Origin of the sequence: Pseudomonas sp. T8, from assembly GCF_024610635.1 — a bacterium.
GTDB classification, from domain to species: domain Bacteria; phylum Pseudomonadota; class Gammaproteobacteria; order Pseudomonadales; family Pseudomonadaceae; genus Aquipseudomonas; species Aquipseudomonas chlororaphis_I.
Window position 1 is genome coordinate 6,175,411 of record NZ_CP102374.1, and the last position, 17,561, is coordinate 6,192,971.

Annotated in this window: 18 protein-coding genes; 3 read left to right on the plus strand and 15 right to left on the minus strand. The window is 61.2% G+C overall.

The window, feature by feature from the left end:
• Positions 1–7 precede the first annotated feature (7 nt).
• The 6 genes from NRG23_RS28210 to minC form a co-directional block, all read right to left on the minus strand.
• Entirely contained in the window at positions 8–1,297 is a 1,290-nt protein-coding gene (locus NRG23_RS28210; protein WP_007928670.1) for a M18 family aminopeptidase, read from the minus strand.
• A gap of 105 nt (positions 1,298–1,402) precedes the next feature.
• Positions 1,403–2,239: a hypothetical protein gene (locus tag NRG23_RS28215; RefSeq protein ID WP_038576966.1), complete on the minus strand. Its 837-nt coding sequence runs from the start codon at positions 2,237–2,239 to the stop codon at positions 1,403–1,405.
• Positions 2,240–2,396: 157 nt separating this feature from the next.
• On the minus strand, positions 2,397–3,032 hold the full coding sequence (locus NRG23_RS28220) for an RluA family pseudouridine synthase (RefSeq protein ID WP_007928667.1): 636 nt from the start codon (positions 3,030–3,032) through the stop codon (positions 2,397–2,399).
• Between the two features lie 117 nt (positions 3,033–3,149).
• Positions 3,150–3,404 (minus strand): cell division topological specificity factor MinE, encoded by a 255-nt coding sequence (minE, locus tag NRG23_RS28225; RefSeq protein WP_007928666.1) that lies wholly within the window; start codon positions 3,402–3,404, stop codon positions 3,150–3,152.
• Positions 3,405–4,217 carry a septum site-determining protein MinD gene (gene minD / locus NRG23_RS28230; protein ID WP_009050222.1) on the minus strand — a complete coding sequence of 271 codons (813 nt, stop codon included), beginning with the start codon at positions 4,215–4,217 and terminating at the stop codon, positions 3,405–3,407.
• A 168-nt stretch (positions 4,218–4,385) separates the two neighbouring features.
• Positions 4,386–5,123, minus strand: a complete 738-nt coding sequence (minC, locus tag NRG23_RS28235; protein ID WP_009045065.1) for a septum site-determining protein MinC — start codon at positions 5,121–5,123, stop codon at positions 4,386–4,388.
• A gap of 121 nt (positions 5,124–5,244) precedes the next feature.
• On the opposite strand from minC, the gene NRG23_RS28240 reads away from it, so the two are divergent.
• Positions 5,245–6,177, plus strand: coding sequence for a lipid A biosynthesis lauroyl acyltransferase (locus tag NRG23_RS28240; RefSeq protein WP_009050221.1), 933 nt, complete (start codon positions 5,245–5,247; stop codon positions 6,175–6,177).
• 50 nt (positions 6,178–6,227) lie between these two features.
• Positions 6,228–7,400 carry a patatin-like phospholipase family protein gene (locus NRG23_RS28245; protein WP_009050220.1) on the plus strand — a complete coding sequence of 391 codons (1,173 nt, stop codon included), beginning with the start codon at positions 6,228–6,230 and terminating at the stop codon, positions 7,398–7,400.
• 90 nt (positions 7,401–7,490) lie between these two features.
• Here the strand turns inward: NRG23_RS28245 and NRG23_RS28250 are convergent, their stop codons facing one another.
• From NRG23_RS28250 to puuE, 9 genes are all read right to left on the minus strand, one after another.
• Positions 7,491–8,345, minus strand: a complete 855-nt coding sequence (locus NRG23_RS28250; protein ID WP_257373087.1) for a pirin family protein — start codon at positions 8,343–8,345, stop codon at positions 7,491–7,493.
• 142 nt (positions 8,346–8,487) lie between these two features.
• Complete coding sequence (locus tag NRG23_RS28255) at positions 8,488–9,273, minus strand: outer membrane protein OmpK (protein WP_009050218.1); 786 nt, start codon at positions 9,271–9,273, stop codon at positions 8,488–8,490.
• Between the two features lie 384 nt (positions 9,274–9,657).
• Positions 9,658–10,443, minus strand: a complete 786-nt coding sequence (locus NRG23_RS28260; protein WP_257373088.1) for an outer membrane protein OmpK — start codon at positions 10,441–10,443, stop codon at positions 9,658–9,660.
• A gap of 145 nt (positions 10,444–10,588) precedes the next feature.
• The gene (locus NRG23_RS28265; protein WP_009050216.1) at positions 10,589–11,947 is read right to left on the minus strand and encodes a nucleobase:cation symporter-2 family protein; all 1,359 of its coding nucleotides are present in this window, start codon (positions 11,945–11,947) and stop codon (positions 10,589–10,591) included.
• A 158-nt stretch (positions 11,948–12,105) separates the two neighbouring features.
• Entirely contained in the window at positions 12,106–13,425 is a 1,320-nt protein-coding gene (locus tag NRG23_RS28270) for a urate hydroxylase PuuD (RefSeq protein ID WP_257373089.1), read from the minus strand.
• A gap of 51 nt (positions 13,426–13,476) precedes the next feature.
• On the minus strand, positions 13,477–13,980 hold the full coding sequence (locus NRG23_RS28275; protein WP_009050214.1) for an ureidoglycolate lyase: 504 nt from the start codon (positions 13,978–13,980) through the stop codon (positions 13,477–13,479).
• A 148-nt stretch (positions 13,981–14,128) separates the two neighbouring features.
• The gene (alc, locus tag NRG23_RS28280) at positions 14,129–15,124 is read right to left on the minus strand and encodes an allantoicase (protein ID WP_009050213.1); all 996 of its coding nucleotides are present in this window, start codon (positions 15,122–15,124) and stop codon (positions 14,129–14,131) included.
• 78 nt (positions 15,125–15,202) lie between these two features.
• Positions 15,203–15,718, minus strand: coding sequence for a 2-oxo-4-hydroxy-4-carboxy-5-ureidoimidazoline decarboxylase (gene uraD / locus NRG23_RS28285; RefSeq protein WP_009050212.1), 516 nt, complete (start codon positions 15,716–15,718; stop codon positions 15,203–15,205).
• Positions 15,715–16,641: an allantoinase PuuE gene (gene puuE, locus NRG23_RS28290; protein WP_009050211.1), complete on the minus strand. Its 927-nt coding sequence runs from the start codon at positions 16,639–16,641 to the stop codon at positions 15,715–15,717. Before puuE ends, uraD begins: the two co-directional genes overlap by 4 nt.
• A gap of 421 nt (positions 16,642–17,062) precedes the next feature.
• On the opposite strand from puuE, the gene uraH reads away from it, so the two are divergent.
• The gene (gene uraH / locus NRG23_RS28295) at positions 17,063–17,416 is read left to right on the plus strand and encodes a hydroxyisourate hydrolase (protein ID WP_009050210.1); all 354 of its coding nucleotides are present in this window, start codon (positions 17,063–17,065) and stop codon (positions 17,414–17,416) included.
• Positions 17,417–17,561: the final 145 nt, after the last annotated feature.

The following is a 17,561-nucleotide window of genomic DNA, read 5'->3' on the forward strand; positions in this document are numbered from 1 at the left end:
AGGGGGCTTACGGCAGGTCGCGGCTGGCGTAGAACGCGCTCAGTACCTTCACCAGATGCGCCAGGTCGTGGCTGCCGCACAGTTCGCGGATCGAGTGCATGGCGAAGGTCGGCAGGCCGATATCCACGGTGCGCACGCCCAGGTGGCTGGCGGTGATCGGGCCGATGGTCGAGCCGCAGCCCATGTCGCTGCGCACCACGAAGCTTTGCACTGGCACTTCCTCGGCCATGCACAGGTGGCGGAAGAAACCGGCGGTTTCGCTGTTGGTGGCGTAGCGCTGGTTGCTGTTGACCTTGATCACCGGGCCGGCGTTGAGTTTCGGGCCGTGGTTGGCATCGTGCTTGTCGGCGTAGTTGGGGTGCACGCCGTGGGCGTTGTCGGCCGAGACCAGCAGCGACTTCTGGATGGTGCGCACGAATTCGTCGCCTTCGGGCAGCAGGCGGCGCAGGGTCTGCTCGAGCATCGGGCCGTCGGCGCCGCAGGCCGAGCAGGAGCCGACTTCTTCGTGGTCGTTGCAGACCAGCACGCAGGTTTCCTCGGTGTCGGCGTTGAGCAAGGCTTGCAGGCCAGCGTAGCAGGACAGCAGGTTGTCCAGGCGTGCGCCGGCGATGAAGTCGCCGTGCAGACCGATCACCGCGGCGCTTTGGGTGTCGTAGAAGCTCAGCTCGTAGTCGAGCACCACATCGGCGTTCAGGCCGTGTTCGCGGGCCAACTGGTCGGTCAGCACCGCGCGGAAGTCGACCCGCTCGTCGCCGGCGAATTGCGCGAGGATCGGCGGCAACTCGGTCTGGGCATTGATGGCCCAACCCTGGTTGGCTTCGCGATTGAGGTGAATCGCCAGGTTGGGGATGATCGCGATGGGCGCCTTGAAGTCGATCAGCTGGCTTTCGACCTTGCCGTCGCGACGGAAGGTGACGCGGCCGGCCAGCGACAGGTCGCGGTCGAACCAGGGCGCCAGCAAGGCGCCTCCGTAGACTTCCACGCCCAGTTGCCAGAAGCCCTGGCGTTGCAGCTCCGGTTGCGGCTTGACCCGCAGGCACGGGCTGTCGGTGTGCGCGCCGACCATGCGGATCCCGCCTTGCAGGGGCGAATGCCGACCCAGCTTGACGGCCACGATGGAGGAGTCATTGCGGGTGACGTAGTAGCGACCGTTGGCTTCGGTGGTCCACGGCTCGCGCTCGTCGAGACGCTGGTAGCCTGCGGCCTCCAGGCGTTGAACGAGGCTGGCGGTTGCATGGAAAGGGGTAGGGGAGGCCTTGAGGAAGTCGATCAGGCCCTGGTTCAACTCTTCGCGCATAAGTAACTCCAGACAGCAGTGGCGCGAGTTTACCGTATCGGCTCGCGGCATTGCAGGCGCAATGCCGTTGAGGGAGACAACATTCATCGCGGCAGGGAAAACGGCTCAGCCGGTGATCAGGTTGCCTTTGAGGAACACTTCGCGGCGTTGCTTGCGGCCCACATATTCATGCTTGCTGGCCTGGTAAACCTGGTTGAATTTCTCTGCGCAAATGCCCGGCAGTTGATCGAGGTATTCCTCCACCAGCGCGTCGTACTGCGCTTCGGTGATCAGTTTGTAGACTTCGCGACGATAGAAGAACCCCAACTGAAAACCCAGGGTCTCGCTGGGATGGGGCGTGATGGTCGCGAAGCAGTTCTCGAAGTCGATGGCCTTGAGCGGAGCCTGGGGGCTGATCATGATGTTGCCGGCCCAGAAATCCATATGGGTGATGTTCTTTTGCGCGAGGGAGTGCAGCAGCCCGAATGCATCGCGGATAAAGGGTTCGATCTTGTCCGGGTTGTTGCGCAACCACTGTACGCCGTCGATGTAATCGTCCAGCAGGCGGGTAAGGATGAAGTATTCCTGTACCAGCCCCAGGCGATCCCGGGTATAGCCGAATCCTTCAAGGTCGGACATCTGTACGCCGCGTCGCTGGGCTTCGACGGTGTTGATCAGCTCTTCCAGCGGCCAGTCGAAGCGGCCGTTGCGCTGGGGCTTGCCCAGGGTGACGCGAACTTTCGCCTTGAGCGTATCCAGGGGCTGCACCTTGGCGAACAGCGGTGTCTCGCCGTTCGCCAAAGGGGCGCTGGCGCGGGTCTGTTTGTGTGCGTGACGTTGGCGGATGAGTTGTTCGAGGGCTGTGCAGGCGTTTGCCGAAGGTTTTTCGCGAAGGTGCAGGGTGGTATTGAGAAAGCAGAAGGTGAAAGGGTAATCGCGTTGAAATGGCTGACTGCTGAGCACGAGGGCTTCCTGCCTTAATATCGAATAGCCACTATTTTAATATTTTTTTCACAAATTCATAACAAATTATTCGGATTAATCTTAATTTTTGGTCGGATTTTTCTGAGGTTGTGTGCCCCTCAATCGAGGGGCGTCCCGCTACGGTGGTCGCTCTCGATCAGAACGGTGCCGGGCACTCGAAGCGCAGGCGTTCGCCGCTCTGTGGATGGGTGAAGCTGAGCATGCTGGCGTGCAGGCACAGGCGTGGCCAGGCGGCCAGCGCTTGTGGATGCGCGTACAAGCCGTCGCCCAGCAGCGGGTGACCGATGGACAGCATATGCACCCGCAACTGGTGCGAGCGCCCGGTGATCGGGGTCAGCTCGACCCGGCACCAGTCGCCGCAACGTTCCAGCACGCGCCAGAAAGTCAGGGCGTTCTTGCCGAATTCGTGGTCCACCACGTGCCGCGGTTTGGTCGGCGGGTCGTAGCGCAGTGGCAGATCGATGCTGCCGCTGTCCAGTTCCGGCTGGCCCCAGCACAGCGCGGTGTAGGCTTTTTCGGTCTCGCGGTCGTGAAATTGCCGGGACAGTTCGCGGTGGGTATCGGGGTCGCGGGCCAGCAGGATGATGCCGGAGGTTTCCCAGTCCAGCCGGTGGACGATGCGGGCTTCCGGGTAGCCGTTTTCCTGCAGGCGGGTGATCAGGCAATCCTTGTTGTCATCGGCCCGGCCAGGCACTGAGAGCAGCAGGGTGGGTTTGTCCACCACCAGGACAGCGGCGTCCTGGTGAATGATGCGGATATTCGACAGCGGCATTAAAACAGCCTCGTAACAAACGCCAACGGCGGCTCGATCAGCCCGGCTTCTACGGGAGCGGGCTTGCTCCTGTAGAAAAACCGAGGGATCGAGCCGCCGTGGCTCCAGCCTGGTCGATCAGCGATCAGGCAGGGTGATATTGAGTTCCAGGATCGAGCAGCTGCCCTGGTTTTCCAGAGCGACGTGCACGTCATCGGACCCGATATTGACGTACTTGCGGATTACTTCCACCAGTTCCTTCTGCAAGGCAGGCAAGTAATCGGGGGTAGTGCGTTGGCCGCGTTCATGCGCCACGATGATCTGTAGACGCTCTTTCGCTACCGACGCGGTGCTTACTTTTTTGCTGGCACGAAAGAAGTCAAAAAGGTTCATTTACCTACCTCCAAACAGGCGCTCGAAGAATCCCTTCTTCTCGACATTGAGGAACCGGTGTTCCTTTTCCTTGCCCAGCAAGCGATCAACGGTATCGCTGTAGGCCTGGCCGGCGTCGCTCTGGTCGTCGAGAATCACCGGCACGCCCTGGTTGGAGGCCTTGAGCACCGCCTGGGATTCCGGGATCACGCCCAGAAGGCGCACTGCAAGGATTTCCTTGACGTCTTCGACACCGAGCATTTCCCCTTTTTCGACGCGCTCCGGGTGGTAGCGGGTGATCAGCAGGTGTTCCTGGATCGGCTCTTCGCCTCTTTCGGCGCGGCGGGACTTGCTGGCCAAAAGGCCGAGCATACGGTCGGAGTCGCGCACCGAGGAAACTTCAGGGTTGGTCACGACAATCGCTTCGTCGGCGAAGTACATGGCCAGGTGGGCGCCTTTCTCGATACCGGCCGGGGAGTCGCAGACCACGAAATCGAAGGTCTCCTTGAGCTCCATCAGCACTTTTTCCACGCCTTCCTGGGTCAGCGCGTCTTTGTCGCGGGTCTGGCTGGCGGCCAGTACGTAGAGGTTTTCCAGGCGCTTGTCTTTGATCAGGGCTTGCTGCAGGTTGGCTTCGCCGTTGACCACGTTGACGAAGTCATACACCACGCGACGTTCGCAACCCATGATCAGGTCGAGGTTACGCAAGCCGACGTCGAAGTCGACGATGACAGTTTTGTGGCCGCGCAGAGCGAGGCCGGTACCGATAGCGGCGCTGGTGGTGGTCTTACCCACACCACCCTTGCCGGATGTAACCACGAGAATCTTGGCCAAGGTGTTTCACCCCTAAGGAAGAAGGACTTTTTAGCCCCTGAAAAACATCTCTATGAAAACTACTGCAGTCGGACAGCCTTGGCTGGAGGTCGGTTAACACCTGCTCCTACTTCGTTTGAGCCGTATTCGCTAGGTTTTAGAGATGCCTGGAAAATGCGGCAGTATCCGTTAAAGACGTGTGATGTTCAACACGTCACCCGACAGGCTGACCTGGACCCCGGCGCCCCACAACGGGTCGCGCCGCAGGTCCTCGGAAACCTTGTACTGGCCGGCGATGGACACCAGTTCAGCGCTCAACTGCTGACAGAAAATCCGTGCCTTGGTGTCGCCCTTGACCCCGGCCAGCGCTCGACCGCGCATCGGGCCGTATACATGGATGTTGCCATCGGCCAGAAGTTCCGCACCCGGACTGACCGACGAGGTCACTACCAGATCACCACCCTGGGCATAGATCTGCTGTCCGCCGCGTACTGGCGAAGTGATGATGCGGGTGGGCTTGATGGTCGGCTCAGGCGGTTTTTCAGGCTTTTTCCGGGCTTCGTTTTCCTGCGGTTCCAGCGGCCGCTCGCGGGCGCCGGAGGGAGGCAGGACCGGCAGATCAACGGCGATCGCCGCGGCGATGTCTTCGATGCGGCTGGCGCGGATCGCCAGGGTGCGCAGACCATGGTGACGGCAGACGCGCATCAGGCCGGGCAGATCGACGGCGCCTTCGCTGGCCGGCAGTTTGTCCAGCGCCAGCACCAGCGGGGCGTTACTGAAGAAATTCGGGGCTTGCGCGACCTTCGCCGCCAGTTGGCGATCGAGGCCTTCGAGGTCGTTGCGGGCCAGTTCCAGCACGGTGATGGCCAGCATGCTGCCCTTCAACTGGAACACAGGATCCAGGTCTTGCGATTCGGTTTGGCTCATGGTCGGCATAAAGCGGCTTGTCACTAAAAGTGCCGAGACTTATAACGAGAACGCCCGCGGGCCGCAAGCCGGGTCGAACCGATGTAGAATGCGCGACCTTGTTGTCTGTCCGGAATCTGTAATGGATCGCCCGCGTTTTCGAGCTGCATTTCTTTATCCCCGTTTTTGGCCGCTGTGGCTGGGCCTGGGCCTGCTATGGCTGGTGGTCCAGTTGCCCTATCCGCTGCTGCTGTGGATCGGCCGTGCCCTGGGCGCGTTGATGTACCGGGTGGCCGGCGAGCGTCGGCGGATCGCCAAGCGCAACCTGGAACTGTGTTTCCCCGAGAAGTCCGCGGCCGAGCGCAAGCGCCTGCTCAAGGAAAACTTCGCCTCCACCGGCATCGCCTTTTTCGAGATGGCCATGAGCTGGTGGTGGTCCAAGCCGCGCCTGGCGCGCCTGGCCCATGTCGAAGGGCTGGAGTACCTCAAGCAGGCGCAGCTGGAAGGCAAGGGCGTGATCCTCATGGCCCTGCACTTCACCACCCTGGAAATCGGCGCGGCGTTACTGGGCCAGCAGCACACCATCGATGGCATGTATCGCGAGCACAAGAACCCGCTGTTCGATTTCATCCAGCGCCGTGGCCGCGAGCGGCACAACCTGGATTCCCTGGCCGTGGAGCGTGAAGACGTGCGCGGCATGCTCAAGCTGCTGCGTGCCGGTCGTGCCATCTGGTACGCACCGGACCAGGATTACGGCGCCAAGCAGAGCGTGTTCGTGCCGCTGTTCGGCATCCAGGCGGCGACGGTTACCGCCACCAGCAAGTTCGCCCGGCTGGGCAAGGCCCTGGTGGTGCCTTTCACTCAGCAGCGGCTGGCCGATGGCAGTGGTTATCGGCTGGTGATTCACCCGCCGCTGCAGGATTTCCCGGGAGAGACCGAAGAGGCCGATTGCCTGCGCATCAACCAGTGGATCGAAGGTGTGCTGCGCGAGTGCCCGGAGCAGTACCTGTGGGCGCATCGCCGTTTCAAGAGCCGCCCGCCAGGCGAGCCGAAGCTGTATAAGAAGCGCGGTTGAAATTATCACGCTAGATTGAAAGCCCTTTATCAGCGCCATGGAGTGTAGCGATGAGCCCAGCGGAACCGGTCACAGGATTGATTCTTTCCGGCGGTGGGGCTCGTGCGGCATATCAGGTGGGGGTATTGGCGGCAATTGCCGAGTTGCTGCCGGCGGGGGCGAGCAATCCGTTTCCGGTGATTGTCGGGACCTCGGCCGGGGCGATCAACGCGGTCAGCCTGGCCAGCGGCGCGCTGGATTTCACCGCGGCCATCGAGCGTCTCACGGCGTTCTGGCAGGGCTTTCGCAGCCATCAGGTGATCCGCAGCGACTGGCCCGGGGTGATCCGCCAGGCCACCCGGTTCGTCGGTCACAGCCTGCTCGGCCTGGGCGCGCAGGTGCCGGTGGCGCTGCTCAACAGTTCACCGCTGCGGCAGTTGTTGAACGATAAGCTGCAGCTGTCCGGCATTCGTCAGGCGATCGCGCAAAAGCACCTGCAGGCGGTGGCGGTCACGGCCTTCGGTTACGAATCGGGCCAGGCGGTGACCTTCTACCAGGGCGGCGGCACCATCGATGCCTGGCTGCGCCATCGGCGTATCGGCCTGCCCACCGAACTCACGGTTGAACACTTGCTGGCCAGTTCGGCGATTCCGTTGCTGTTCGCGCCGGTGAAAATCGACCAGGAGTTTTTCGGCGACGGCGCGGTGCGGCAATCGGCGCCCATCAGTCCGGCGTTGCACCTGGGGGCCAGCCGGGTGCTGGTGGTCGGGGTCAGCGGCAACCCTCGCGGCATCGATCCGCAGGCGCCCCAGCAACGCAGCTACACCGGGCAGCAGCCGACGCTGGCGCAGATCGGCGGCCACATGCTCAACAGTACCTTCATTGACAGCCTGGAGAGCGACATCGAACTCTTGCAGCGACTCAACCAGTTCAGTCATCTGCTGCCGTCGGGCACGCCCGTCCGCGCCCTGGGCGTGGCGCCGGTGGAGGTGCTGGTGATTGCGCCCAGCCAGCCGATCGACGAGATCGCTGCCCGGCACCGGCATGAGCTGCCGGCGGCACTGCGCCTGTTTCTGCGCGGGCCGGGGGCAACCAAGACCAGCGGTGCCGGAGTCCTGAGTTACCTGTTGTTCGAGTCGGGGTATTGCAGCGAACTGATCGAACTGGGACGCAGCGATGCCCTGGCCAAGCGCGACGAGCTGCGGCGCTTCCTGGGATTGGCGGCAGAAGTCGAGACGGCCTGAAAAAGCATCGCGAGCAAGCTCGCTCCTACAGGGAGTTCATTATCTCTGTAGGAGCGAGCTTGCTCGCGATAGCGTTTCTAAGGGCAATGCTCAGGCCGTCAGTTTGTCATCGCGAAAATCCCGCAACGCCTGCTCGATCTCTTCCCGGGTGTTCATCACGAACGGGCCGTACTGCACGATCGGCTCGCCCAGGGGCTTGCCGGCGATCAACAGCACACGGGCGCCATTGGCACTGCTCAACTGGATCTCGCCCTGGTCGGACAGGCGCACCAGCTTGCTGCTGGCGACCGGTTGCGGATGCCCGGCCAGCTCAACCTGGCCTTCATAGACATACAGCAGGGCCCGATGTCCTTCAGGCAGACGCGGGCTGATGCTGGCGCCAACAGGCAGGCGCAGGTCGAAGTAGTGGGGCTCGGTGTCTGGTCGCTCCACGGCGCCGGTCTGTTGCACCTGGCCGTCATCGAAGCGGCCGGCGATCACCACCACTTCCACGCCATTGGCGGTGGTCAGGCGCGGGATGTCCTGGGGTTGGATGTCCCGGTAGCCGGCCTTGTCCAGCTTGTGCTTGCCCGGCAGGTTCAGCCATAGCTGGAAGCCGCGCATCACGCCTTCTTCCTGCTCCGGCATCTCGCTGTGGATGATGCCCTTGGCAGCGGTCATCCACTGCACGCCACCGCCTTCCAGCAGGCCGACGTTGCCCAGGTGATCCTCGTGGCGCATGCGGCCTTCGAGCATGTAGGTGACGGTTTCGAAACCGCGATGGGGATGGGGCGGGAAGCCGGCGATGTAATCGTCGGGGTTTTCCGAGCCGAACTCGTCGAGCATCAGGAACGGGTCGAAACGCTCGACACCCTGGCCACCGAAGACCCGGGTCAGTCTGACGCCGGCGCCGTCCGAAGCGGGCTGGCCGGTATGGACGCTGAGTACTTTGCGAAATTGAGTCATCGATGCAACTCCTGATCAGATTGGAATGAGCGACATGCTATGCCAGCTCAACTGATCGATGGTTGCGAATATCGGCGCGTTACTATCGATTTGTTCGATGTAATCCGTTCCCGCGACCCGCACGGGAACGGTGCTCACAGCATCAGAAGTGGTACTTGAGCAGCAGGCTGGCGGTGTTCTGGTCGGTGTCGAAGTACGGGGTGTCCTTGACTCCGTACTTGTTCTTCCAATAGTCGTATTCGATACCGACATACAGCTGTTTGTCGCCCAGTTTCAGCGCCTTGCCCAGGTCGTACTTGATCTGCGGGTTGATGTGCAGGTTGGCGTGGTACTCGCCTTTGGAATTCTTGTCGTTGTCCACCACCCAGTCGATGAAGCCGTCGATCAGGATGTCCGAACGGCCCACCGGAATGGTGTAGGACCAGACCGGGGTGATCTGCCAGACATTGTCGCCGGCACGGCTGCCTTCGGTCTGGCGGTTGTAGAAGTTCAACTGGAAGTAATCGAACCCGGGGATCGCCAGGTCAAAACCCGGACCGATCAGGTAGGACTCGTTATCGCCTTCGCCGAACTCGTAAGTCATGGCCAGTAATACATCCTTGATCGGACCGAACTCCAACTTCTGATCAAAGATCTTGCCGAATGAAAGACGCGGGCTGAACTCGCCGTAATAAGTATTCGGACCGACGTTGCCGTCCTTTTTACCGTTGTAGAAGATCTTGTCGATAAACAGGAAGTTGTCGCCGTACTTCCAGGCATCGGCATGTTCGAACGTAACGGTCTGTTGGATTTCTGGATTGATCGCGAAGTCTTTGCCGTAGAGGTAAGTCAGGCTGTTGTTCTGCCATTGCAGCAGATCGCCGGCGGTGGCCTGGGCCCCTGCCAGCAAGGATCCGGCAAGCATCAGGCCTTTACAGATGCGGTTCATTCGGTTGCTCCCAAAAAGTAAGTGGTTCCACGTTTTTTTCTTTAAAGCCGGTGCTCTGGTGTGGCACCTTTCAGTGGCTGAAAAATCATCCGATCGGTCAGCTTTGTTGCTGATAGCAAGAGCTGAGCCAAGGCGAAAAAAAACGCAAAAACTCCCGCGCGGCTGTACGAATACAGTCGATCGAGAGTGAATTCGGTTCTAAATCGGTACGCCTTGGTACTTTCCAGAGGCCGGGATAAGTTGGCTTTCTGGTCAGTTTTTAAATCCGGGCTTTTTTTTTCACCGGATTCAGGCGGCCGCGGAGAATACTGACTCCCACGGCCTTGCTCAAGTGCTCTGCAATAGCGCACTTGAAACAACTTTGGAGCACGTTTGCCGGCCATCCTAGAAATGGACCTTCACCAGCAGGCTGGCGGTGTTCTGGTTGGTGTCCAGGTTCGGGCTGTTCTGGATGCCGTACTTGTCTTTCCAGTAGCTGTATTCGAGGCCGACATACAGCTGCTTCTCGCCCAGGCGCAGGGCCTTGCCCAGGTCGTATTTGATCTGTGGGTTGATATGCAGGTTGGCGTGGTAGGTGCCGCGGTCGTTCTGGTCGTTGTCCACCACCCAGTCCAGGTAACCGTCGATCAACAGGTTCGAGCGACCCAGCGGGATGCTGTAGGACCAGGAGGGGGTGATTTGCCAGACACCGTCGCCGGGGCGCGGGCCTTCGGTCTGGCGGCGGTAGAAGTTCAGGGTGAAATAGTTGAAGCCCGGAACGGCAAGGTCGAAACCGGGGCCGATCAGGTAGGCCTCGCTGTCGCCTTCGCCATATTCGTAGGTCATGGCCAGCAACACGTCCTTGATCGGGCCGAAGGCCAATGAGCGGTCGAGGATCTTGCCGAACGACAGCCTGGGGCTGAACTCGCCGTAAAAGGCGTGGCGGCCTTTGTTACGGTCTTCCTGGCCGTTGTAGAAAATCTTGTCGACGAACAGGAAGGTGTCGCCGTACTTCCAGCGGTCGGCGTGTTCGAAGGTCACCGTCTGCTGGATCGACGGGTTGATCGCGAAGTTCTTGCCGTACAGGTACGTCAGGCTGTTGGTCTGCCACAGCAGCAGGTCGCCAGCCATGGCCTGGGTTGTCGCCAGCAGTGTGCCGCCGAGCAGCAGGCGTGCGTGTGCATGTCTCATCGTGTTGCTCCCTGTTTGTTTTTATTGTCAAGGCGCAGGCAGCCGCCGACTGCGACCGGGCGCGGTGCCGGGTCTGCCTGTCGTGCGTGTATTTCGGGTATCGACGGTCAAGCAGGGGCGACCGCCAGGCCGCCCCGTTCAGGCTTCAATGCTGGTGGGCGTGTCGGGGATTGCTGGCGGCCCGTTCGGTACCGCCCAGGATGTTGAACAGCAGGTTCAGGGCCAGGGCACTGAGAGTGGCCATGGCGATTCCGCTGTGGGTGATCGGGCTCATCCACAGCGGCAGGTGGGCGAAGAATTCCGGGCGGACCACCGGAATCAGGCCCATGCCGATGCTCACCGCCACCAGCAGTTGATTGCGGCGGTCGGCGATGTCGGCTTCCTGGAGGATCTTGATCCCGGTCGCCGCCACCATGCCGAACATGGCGATGGCTGCGCCACCCAGTACCGCCGGTGGAATCGAGGCCACCAGGAAAGCCGCCTTGGGCAGCAGGCTCAGGACTATCAGCAGGCCGCCGGCGACTAGGGTCACCGAGCGGCAACGCACGCCGGTCATCTGTACCAGGCCGATGTTCTGGGCGAACGAAGAGTGGGTGAAGGTGTTGAGGAAACCGGCGAAAAACGAGGCGCCGGCATCACACAGCAGGCCGCGACGCAGCATGCGCGGGGTGACTTCCTGGCCAGTGATCTTTCCCAGGGCGAGGAACATCCCGGTGGACTCGACGAAGATGATCACTACCACCAGGCACATCGAAAGGATCGGCGCCAGATGGAACTGCGGCATGCCGAAATGCAGCGGAGTGACCACCTGCACCCAGGGCGCCTGGGCCATGCCGCTGAGGTCGACCATGCCGATCAGGCCGCAGAGCACGTAGCCCAGGCCCATGCCGATCAGCACGGAAATATTCACCCAGAAACCGCGCATGAAACGGTGCACCAGCAGGATGGTGCCCAGTACCAGCGCGGCGATGGTCAGGTAGATCGGGGAACCGAATTCGGTATTGTGGCTGCCGCCGCCCGCCCAGTTCACCGCGACCGGGAACAGCGACAGGCCGATGGAGGTGATGACGGTGCCGGTGACCAGGGGCGGGAAGAAACGCACTACCTTGGACATGAAGGGCGCGATCAGCATGCCGAAGAAACCGGCGGCGATGGTCGCGCCAAAGATCCCCTGCAAACCGATGCCCGGCATGCCGGCCATGGCCACCATGCTGCCCACGGCGGCAAAGCTGGCGCCCATCATCACTGGCATGCGGATGCCCATGGGGCCGATGCCGAGGGATTGCACGATGGTGGCGATGCCGGCGACCAGCAGGTCGGCATTGATCAGGAAAGCGATTTCTTCACGACTCAGACCCGCGGCCTGTCCGATGATCAACGGCACCGCGATGGCGCCTCCGTACATCAGCAGGACATGCTGCAAACCGACCAGGATCAGTTGCAAAAGGGGCAGTCGCGCAATGGCGGGTGCGTCGGGGATGCGCGGTTCGGTTAACGCGGACATGCAACACCTCGGATCTTTTTTATTCTTGTGATTAGAAAGCTGTGTGGTTGCGAACAGCTTTTTTGCAGCAGGCCAACCGCGTGGCGGTTGATCGCGGGCAAGCTCGCGCCTACAGGTATTGCATGAGCTGCAGGAGCGAGCGGGCTGGCACCGCAGTACTAGTTGGTGCGCGCCCCCTGGTTGATCCAGGCGCCGATCAGGTCACGTTCCTGCTGGGTCATCTGGGTGATGTTGCCCAGCGGCATGATCTGGCTGGCGACTGCCTGGGCCTGGATCCGTGGGGCCTGGAGCTTGATCTGCTCCGGGGTATCGAACATCACGCCGGCCGGCGCGGCACTGAACAGCGGGCTGGTGGGCTTGGCCGAGTGGCAGACGGTGCAACGTTCCTGGATCACGTTGTGCACCTTGTCGAAGCTCGGGCCCGGGGTTGCCGTGGACGCTTGCGTCGGAGCAACTTCGGGAGCTGCCGGAGCTGCCGGAGCCGCTGCGGCCTCAGGCTTGGCGCCGCCGCCGATGGCGGTTTCCGGCAGTGGCTGGTACTCGATCTTTGCCGGGGTCTTGGCCACTTCCGGACCCTTGGCCATTTGCGCGGGGCCGGTGACGTAGGCCAGGCAGATCATGCCCAGGGCCGCGACCGGCAGGGTCCAGGCGAACTTGTGGCTGTCGTGGCGGGTGTTGAAGTAGTGACGCACCAGCACCGCCAGCACCGCGATCCCGGCCAGGATCAACCAGTTGTACTGGCTGCCGTAGGTGCTCGGGAAGTGGTTGCTGATCATGATGAACAGCACGGGCAGGGTGAAGTAGTTGTTGTGGCGCGAACGCAGCAGGCCCTTGGCCGGCAGGGTCGGGTCCGGCGTGCGGTTTTCCGCGATGGCGGCCACCAGCGCGCGCTGGGCCGGCATGATGATGCGGAACACGTTGCCGACCATGATGGTGCCGATGATGGCGCCGACATGCAGATAGGCGCCGCGACCGCTGAACACCTTGCTGAAGCCATAGGCCGCGGCGATCAACAGCACAAACAGGATGAAGCCGAGCAGGGCGGGTTTCTTGCCCAGGGGCGAGTCGCAGAGGAAGTCGTAGACGAACCAGCCGGCGATCAGCGAACCGATGCCGATGGCCACGCCTTCAGGGCCGGTCAGGCCGCTGCCGGGCGCTACCAGGTAGAGCATCGGGTTGTAGTAGAACACCAGGCAGAGCAGCGCGATCCCCGACATCCAGGTGAAGTAGGCTTCCCACTTGAACCAGTGCAGGTTCTCCGGCATGGACGGTGGGGCCAGCTTGTATTTTTCCAGGTGATAGATGCCGCCACCGTGGATTGCCCAGAGGTCGCCCGACAGGCCGTCCTTGGGGTTGACGCGATTGAGGTTGTTTTCCAGCCAGACGAAGTAGAACGACGCGCCGATCCAGGCCACGCCAGTGATCATGTGAACCCAACGCACGCTCAGGTTGAGCCATTCCAACAGATGTGCTTCCACAGTCTTTACCTCTCGCCTGTCACCCTTGTTTTCGGGTGATCAGACCTTCTCTTATTGGTGGGGGGCGAGGATCAAACACTCATCCTCTTCAAAGAAATGCTCATCGCAGTTATTGCCTGTGCCACTGCGATCAACCACCAGGAAGTCATCCCGCTTTTCGATCGTCAGCACCGGGTGGTGCCAGACGCCGCGATGGTAATTAATGCCCTGCCTGCCATTGCTGACGAAGGCGCGGACCAAGCCCGATACAGGTGCATCGCCAAGTGGCGCGACCACGATCAGAAAGGGGTTGCCGAGCAGCGGAATGAAAGCCTGGCTGCCCAGCGGATGGCGCTCCAGCATGCGTACGGTCAAGGGCATGTCCAGCGCGTCGGCGCGGAAGATGCTGATGATCGCCTTGTCGTCCGGCGTGGCGGTTTCCACGGTAGCCAGACGATGGAAGCGCATGGTCGAACCGTTGTTGATCATGAAGTGATCGCTGCCGTCGGTTTCGATCACGTCACCGAAGGGGGCGAAGGCTTCTTTGGTCAGCGGTTCGATCATCAATGTGCGCATGCTGTTCTTCTTAATCTGTGAGTTCGGTTTTTCGGCAAGTCATGTTTTTTGCAGGAGCGAAGCTTGCTCGCGATGGCGTCAAACCAGACAGCAGATGTCGACCTGACAACCGCTATCGCGAGCAAGCTTCGCGCCTACAGGCTCGGCATTACTTCGCGACCTTGCCGAGGATCCGCAGGCGGCTGACGCCACCGTCCGGGAACACGTTCAGACGGATATGGGTGATCGGGCCCAGGGCCTTGATCTGCTCGGCGAAGGTGTGTTCGGCGTGCATTTCCAGCTTCTGGCTCGGCAGCAGTTCGCGCCAGAACAGCGACTGGGTTTCGATCTGGCTGTCGGTGCCGCCCTTGACGAAGGCGCCCTGGATCGAGCAGCTGTCCGGGTAGTTGCCCTTGAAGTGCAGGGTGTCGACGATGATCTTCTCGATCTCGCCCGGATGGCCCAGGGCGACGATCACCCAGTCATTGCCCGGCGTGCGGCGGCGGGCGGTTTCCCAGCCATCGCCCATGTTGATACCGCGGCCCGGGTTGAGGATGTTGCTCATGCGGCCGAAGTGTTCATCGGAGCAGGCCAGGGCGCGGCCACCGTTGAGGGCGGCTGCCAGGTCGACCTGTTCGTTGTCGCCGACCGCCGACCAGTCGCGGTACGGGATGCCGTGCACGCGCAGACGGGCCACGCCGCCATCCGGGTAGATGTTGAAGCGCAGGTGGCTGAACGCCTGGTCGTTGCTGATCTCGTGGTAGTGATGGCTGTTGCCTTGCAGCTCGACGGCCGGCAGCACTTCCACCCACTGGGTGTTTTCGTTCGGCTCGCCTTCGGTCAGGAAGCAGGCTTCCAGGGAGGCCGATGGCGGGAAGTTGCCGGTGAAGAATGAGGTGTCGATGTCCACACCCTTGATCTGGCCAGGCACGCCCAGGCGGATCACAGCGCTGTCGTAGCCTTCGAAGCGCTTGCGGCGCGACTCCCAGCCGTCCATCCACTTGCCGTTGTCATCGAATACGCCCTCCTTCCATACGGCCGGGGTCGGCTGGAACAGACGGTTGGCGTCCGCGAACCAGTCATCGGTCACCGAGATGATCTTGGTGCCCAGGCGGGCGTCGGCCAGGTTGACGAACTTCTCGAAAGGTACGGCGTAAGCTTTCATTCTTCTTGTCTGCCTTTAATTGAGTGGCTTGGGATGCTTGCAGGGCCCTGGGTACGTTTCGTACTCGGGCCAGGCTTGCTAGAGAGTCAGTAATCGGAACAGGGCGATCTTGTTGATCTCCGCCAGCGCGCACCGGAATTCGGTGTCCACCGAGTTGTGGATGCGGGCTTCGAACGCCGCGAGGATCTGATGCCGGTTGCTGCCTTTTACCGCCATGATGAAGGGAAACTTGAACTTGGCCTTGTAGGCATCGTTCAGCTCGGTGAAGCGCTGGAACTCTTCGGCCGTGCATTGGTGAATACCGGCGCCAGCCTGTTCATGGGTGCTGGCTTCGGTCAGCTGCCCCTGGACGGCGGCTTTGCCGGCCAGGTCCGGGTGAGCGTTGATCAGGGCCAACTGGCTCTGGTGATCAGCGCTCAACAGGATGTCGCTCATGCGCTGGTGCAGGGTGTCGATCCGGTCGATCGATGCGTCCTGGCCCAGGTCGAAGGCCTTTTCGGCGACCCATGGCGAATGTTCGTAGATATCGGCGAAGGCTTTGACGAAGGCGTCGCGGCTCAGGGTCGAGGGTTTCAGGGTTTGGAAGGTGCTCATTTCGCAGCTCCCGGGAACGGGTGGGTTTGTTGCCAGTGGCGGGCGATATCCACGCGGCGGGTGAACCAGACCTGATCGTGACCCTTGGCGTACTCGATAAAGCGTTTCAGGGCGGCCAGGCGCGCCGGACGGCCGATCAGGCGGCAGTGCAGGCCGATGGACAGCATCTTCGGCGCCTCGGCGCCTTCGGCGTACAGCACGTCGAAGGCATCCTTGAGGTACTGGTAGAAATCGTCGCCCTGGTTGAAGCCCTGGACCTGGGTGAAGCGCATGTCGTTGGTGTCCAGGGTGTAGGGGATCACCAGGTGCGCCTTGCCGGTCGGGTTGTTGGGTTCCCAGTAGGGCAGGTCGTCGTCGTAGGTGTCGCAGTCGTAGAGGAAACCGCCTTCTTCCATCACCAGGCGCCGGGTGTTCGGGCCGGTGCGGCCGGTGTACCAGCCCAGCGGGCGTTCACCGGTGATTTCAGTGAGGATGCGGATCGCCTCGAGCATGTGCTCGCGTTCCTGGGCTTCGTCCATGTACTGGTAGTCGATCCAGCGGTAGCCGTGGCTGCAGATCTCGTGGCCGGCTTCGACCATGGCGCGGATCACGTCCGGATGGCGCTGGGCGGCCATGGCGACGGCGAAGATGGTCAGCGGAATGTCGAATTCCTTGAACAGCTTGAGGATCCGCCACACGCCGGCGCGGCTGCCATACTCGTACAGCGATTCCATGCTCATGTTGCGCTCGCCCTGTAGGGGCTGGGCGGCGACCATTTCCGAAAGGAAGGCTTCTGATTCCTTGTCGCCGTGCAGGATATTGCGCTCGCCGCCTTCTTCGTAATTGAGCACGAACGACAGGGCGATGCGGGCATTGCCCGGCCAGTGAGGGTGAGGAGGGTTGGAGCCGTAACCGATCAGGTCGCGTGGGTAGTCAGCGCTCACTGCAGTCTTCCTTCTTATCGTGATAACGGTGGCGTGGCGGGGCCTGAGGGGGAAAGGCAGGCTGGCGTCACAGCGATGGAACGATTGTATACAACTTTTCAATCAGTTTGTAAGCCCGATTTTTTGCATTTTTCATCGATTGTGCTCATGCCTGGGTATTGCAAGAAACCTGCCTGGTTGGTCAGCTAATGGATGAAAAGTCTTCTGCTCTCATGGTCTAGCCGCTGATCAAGGGAATACGGGGGCTTGCTCGAAGTACCCGGAAATGGGTGATTTTTATTGTGTACAATTTTTTTTAAAAGTGTCTTAATAAATTCCTTGCCGCATCCTTTCGTGCTCCGAAATGGTGCGGTCTCCTTATCAACTGACTTCAGGAGGCGCGAGGTCTGGACGTGTGAGCGCGCACAGACACGCAGAATCAATGGGACGTTTGACTACACACGTGTTGGATGCCGCGCATGGCTGCCCAGGCAGCGCCATCAAGGTCGAGCTGTACCGGGTCGAAGGTGCCCAGTTGGAACTGGTCGCCAGTGCCCTGACCAACAGCGATGGCCGTTGCGATGCGCCGTTGCTGCAAGGCGATGACTACCGCACCGGGGTTTACCAGCTGCAATTCCATGCCGGCGATTACTACCGTGCTCGCGGCGTGCAACTGCCTGAGCCTGCGTTTCTCGATGTGGTGGTGCTGCGCTTCGGCATCTCGGCCGAGCAGGAGCATTACCACGTACCGCTGCTGATCTCGCCCTACAGTTATTCGACCTACAGAGGAAGCTAGGACTTTCCCCCCACGAAGCCTGCGCAAATAGCTTCTTTGGTCTTTCGCCCGCTCACACTGCGGGCTTTTTTTCGTCTGCGAAAATGTGCTGTGGGTGAGGACGCCATCGCGGGCAAGCCACGCTCCTACAGAAGCCAATCCTGTA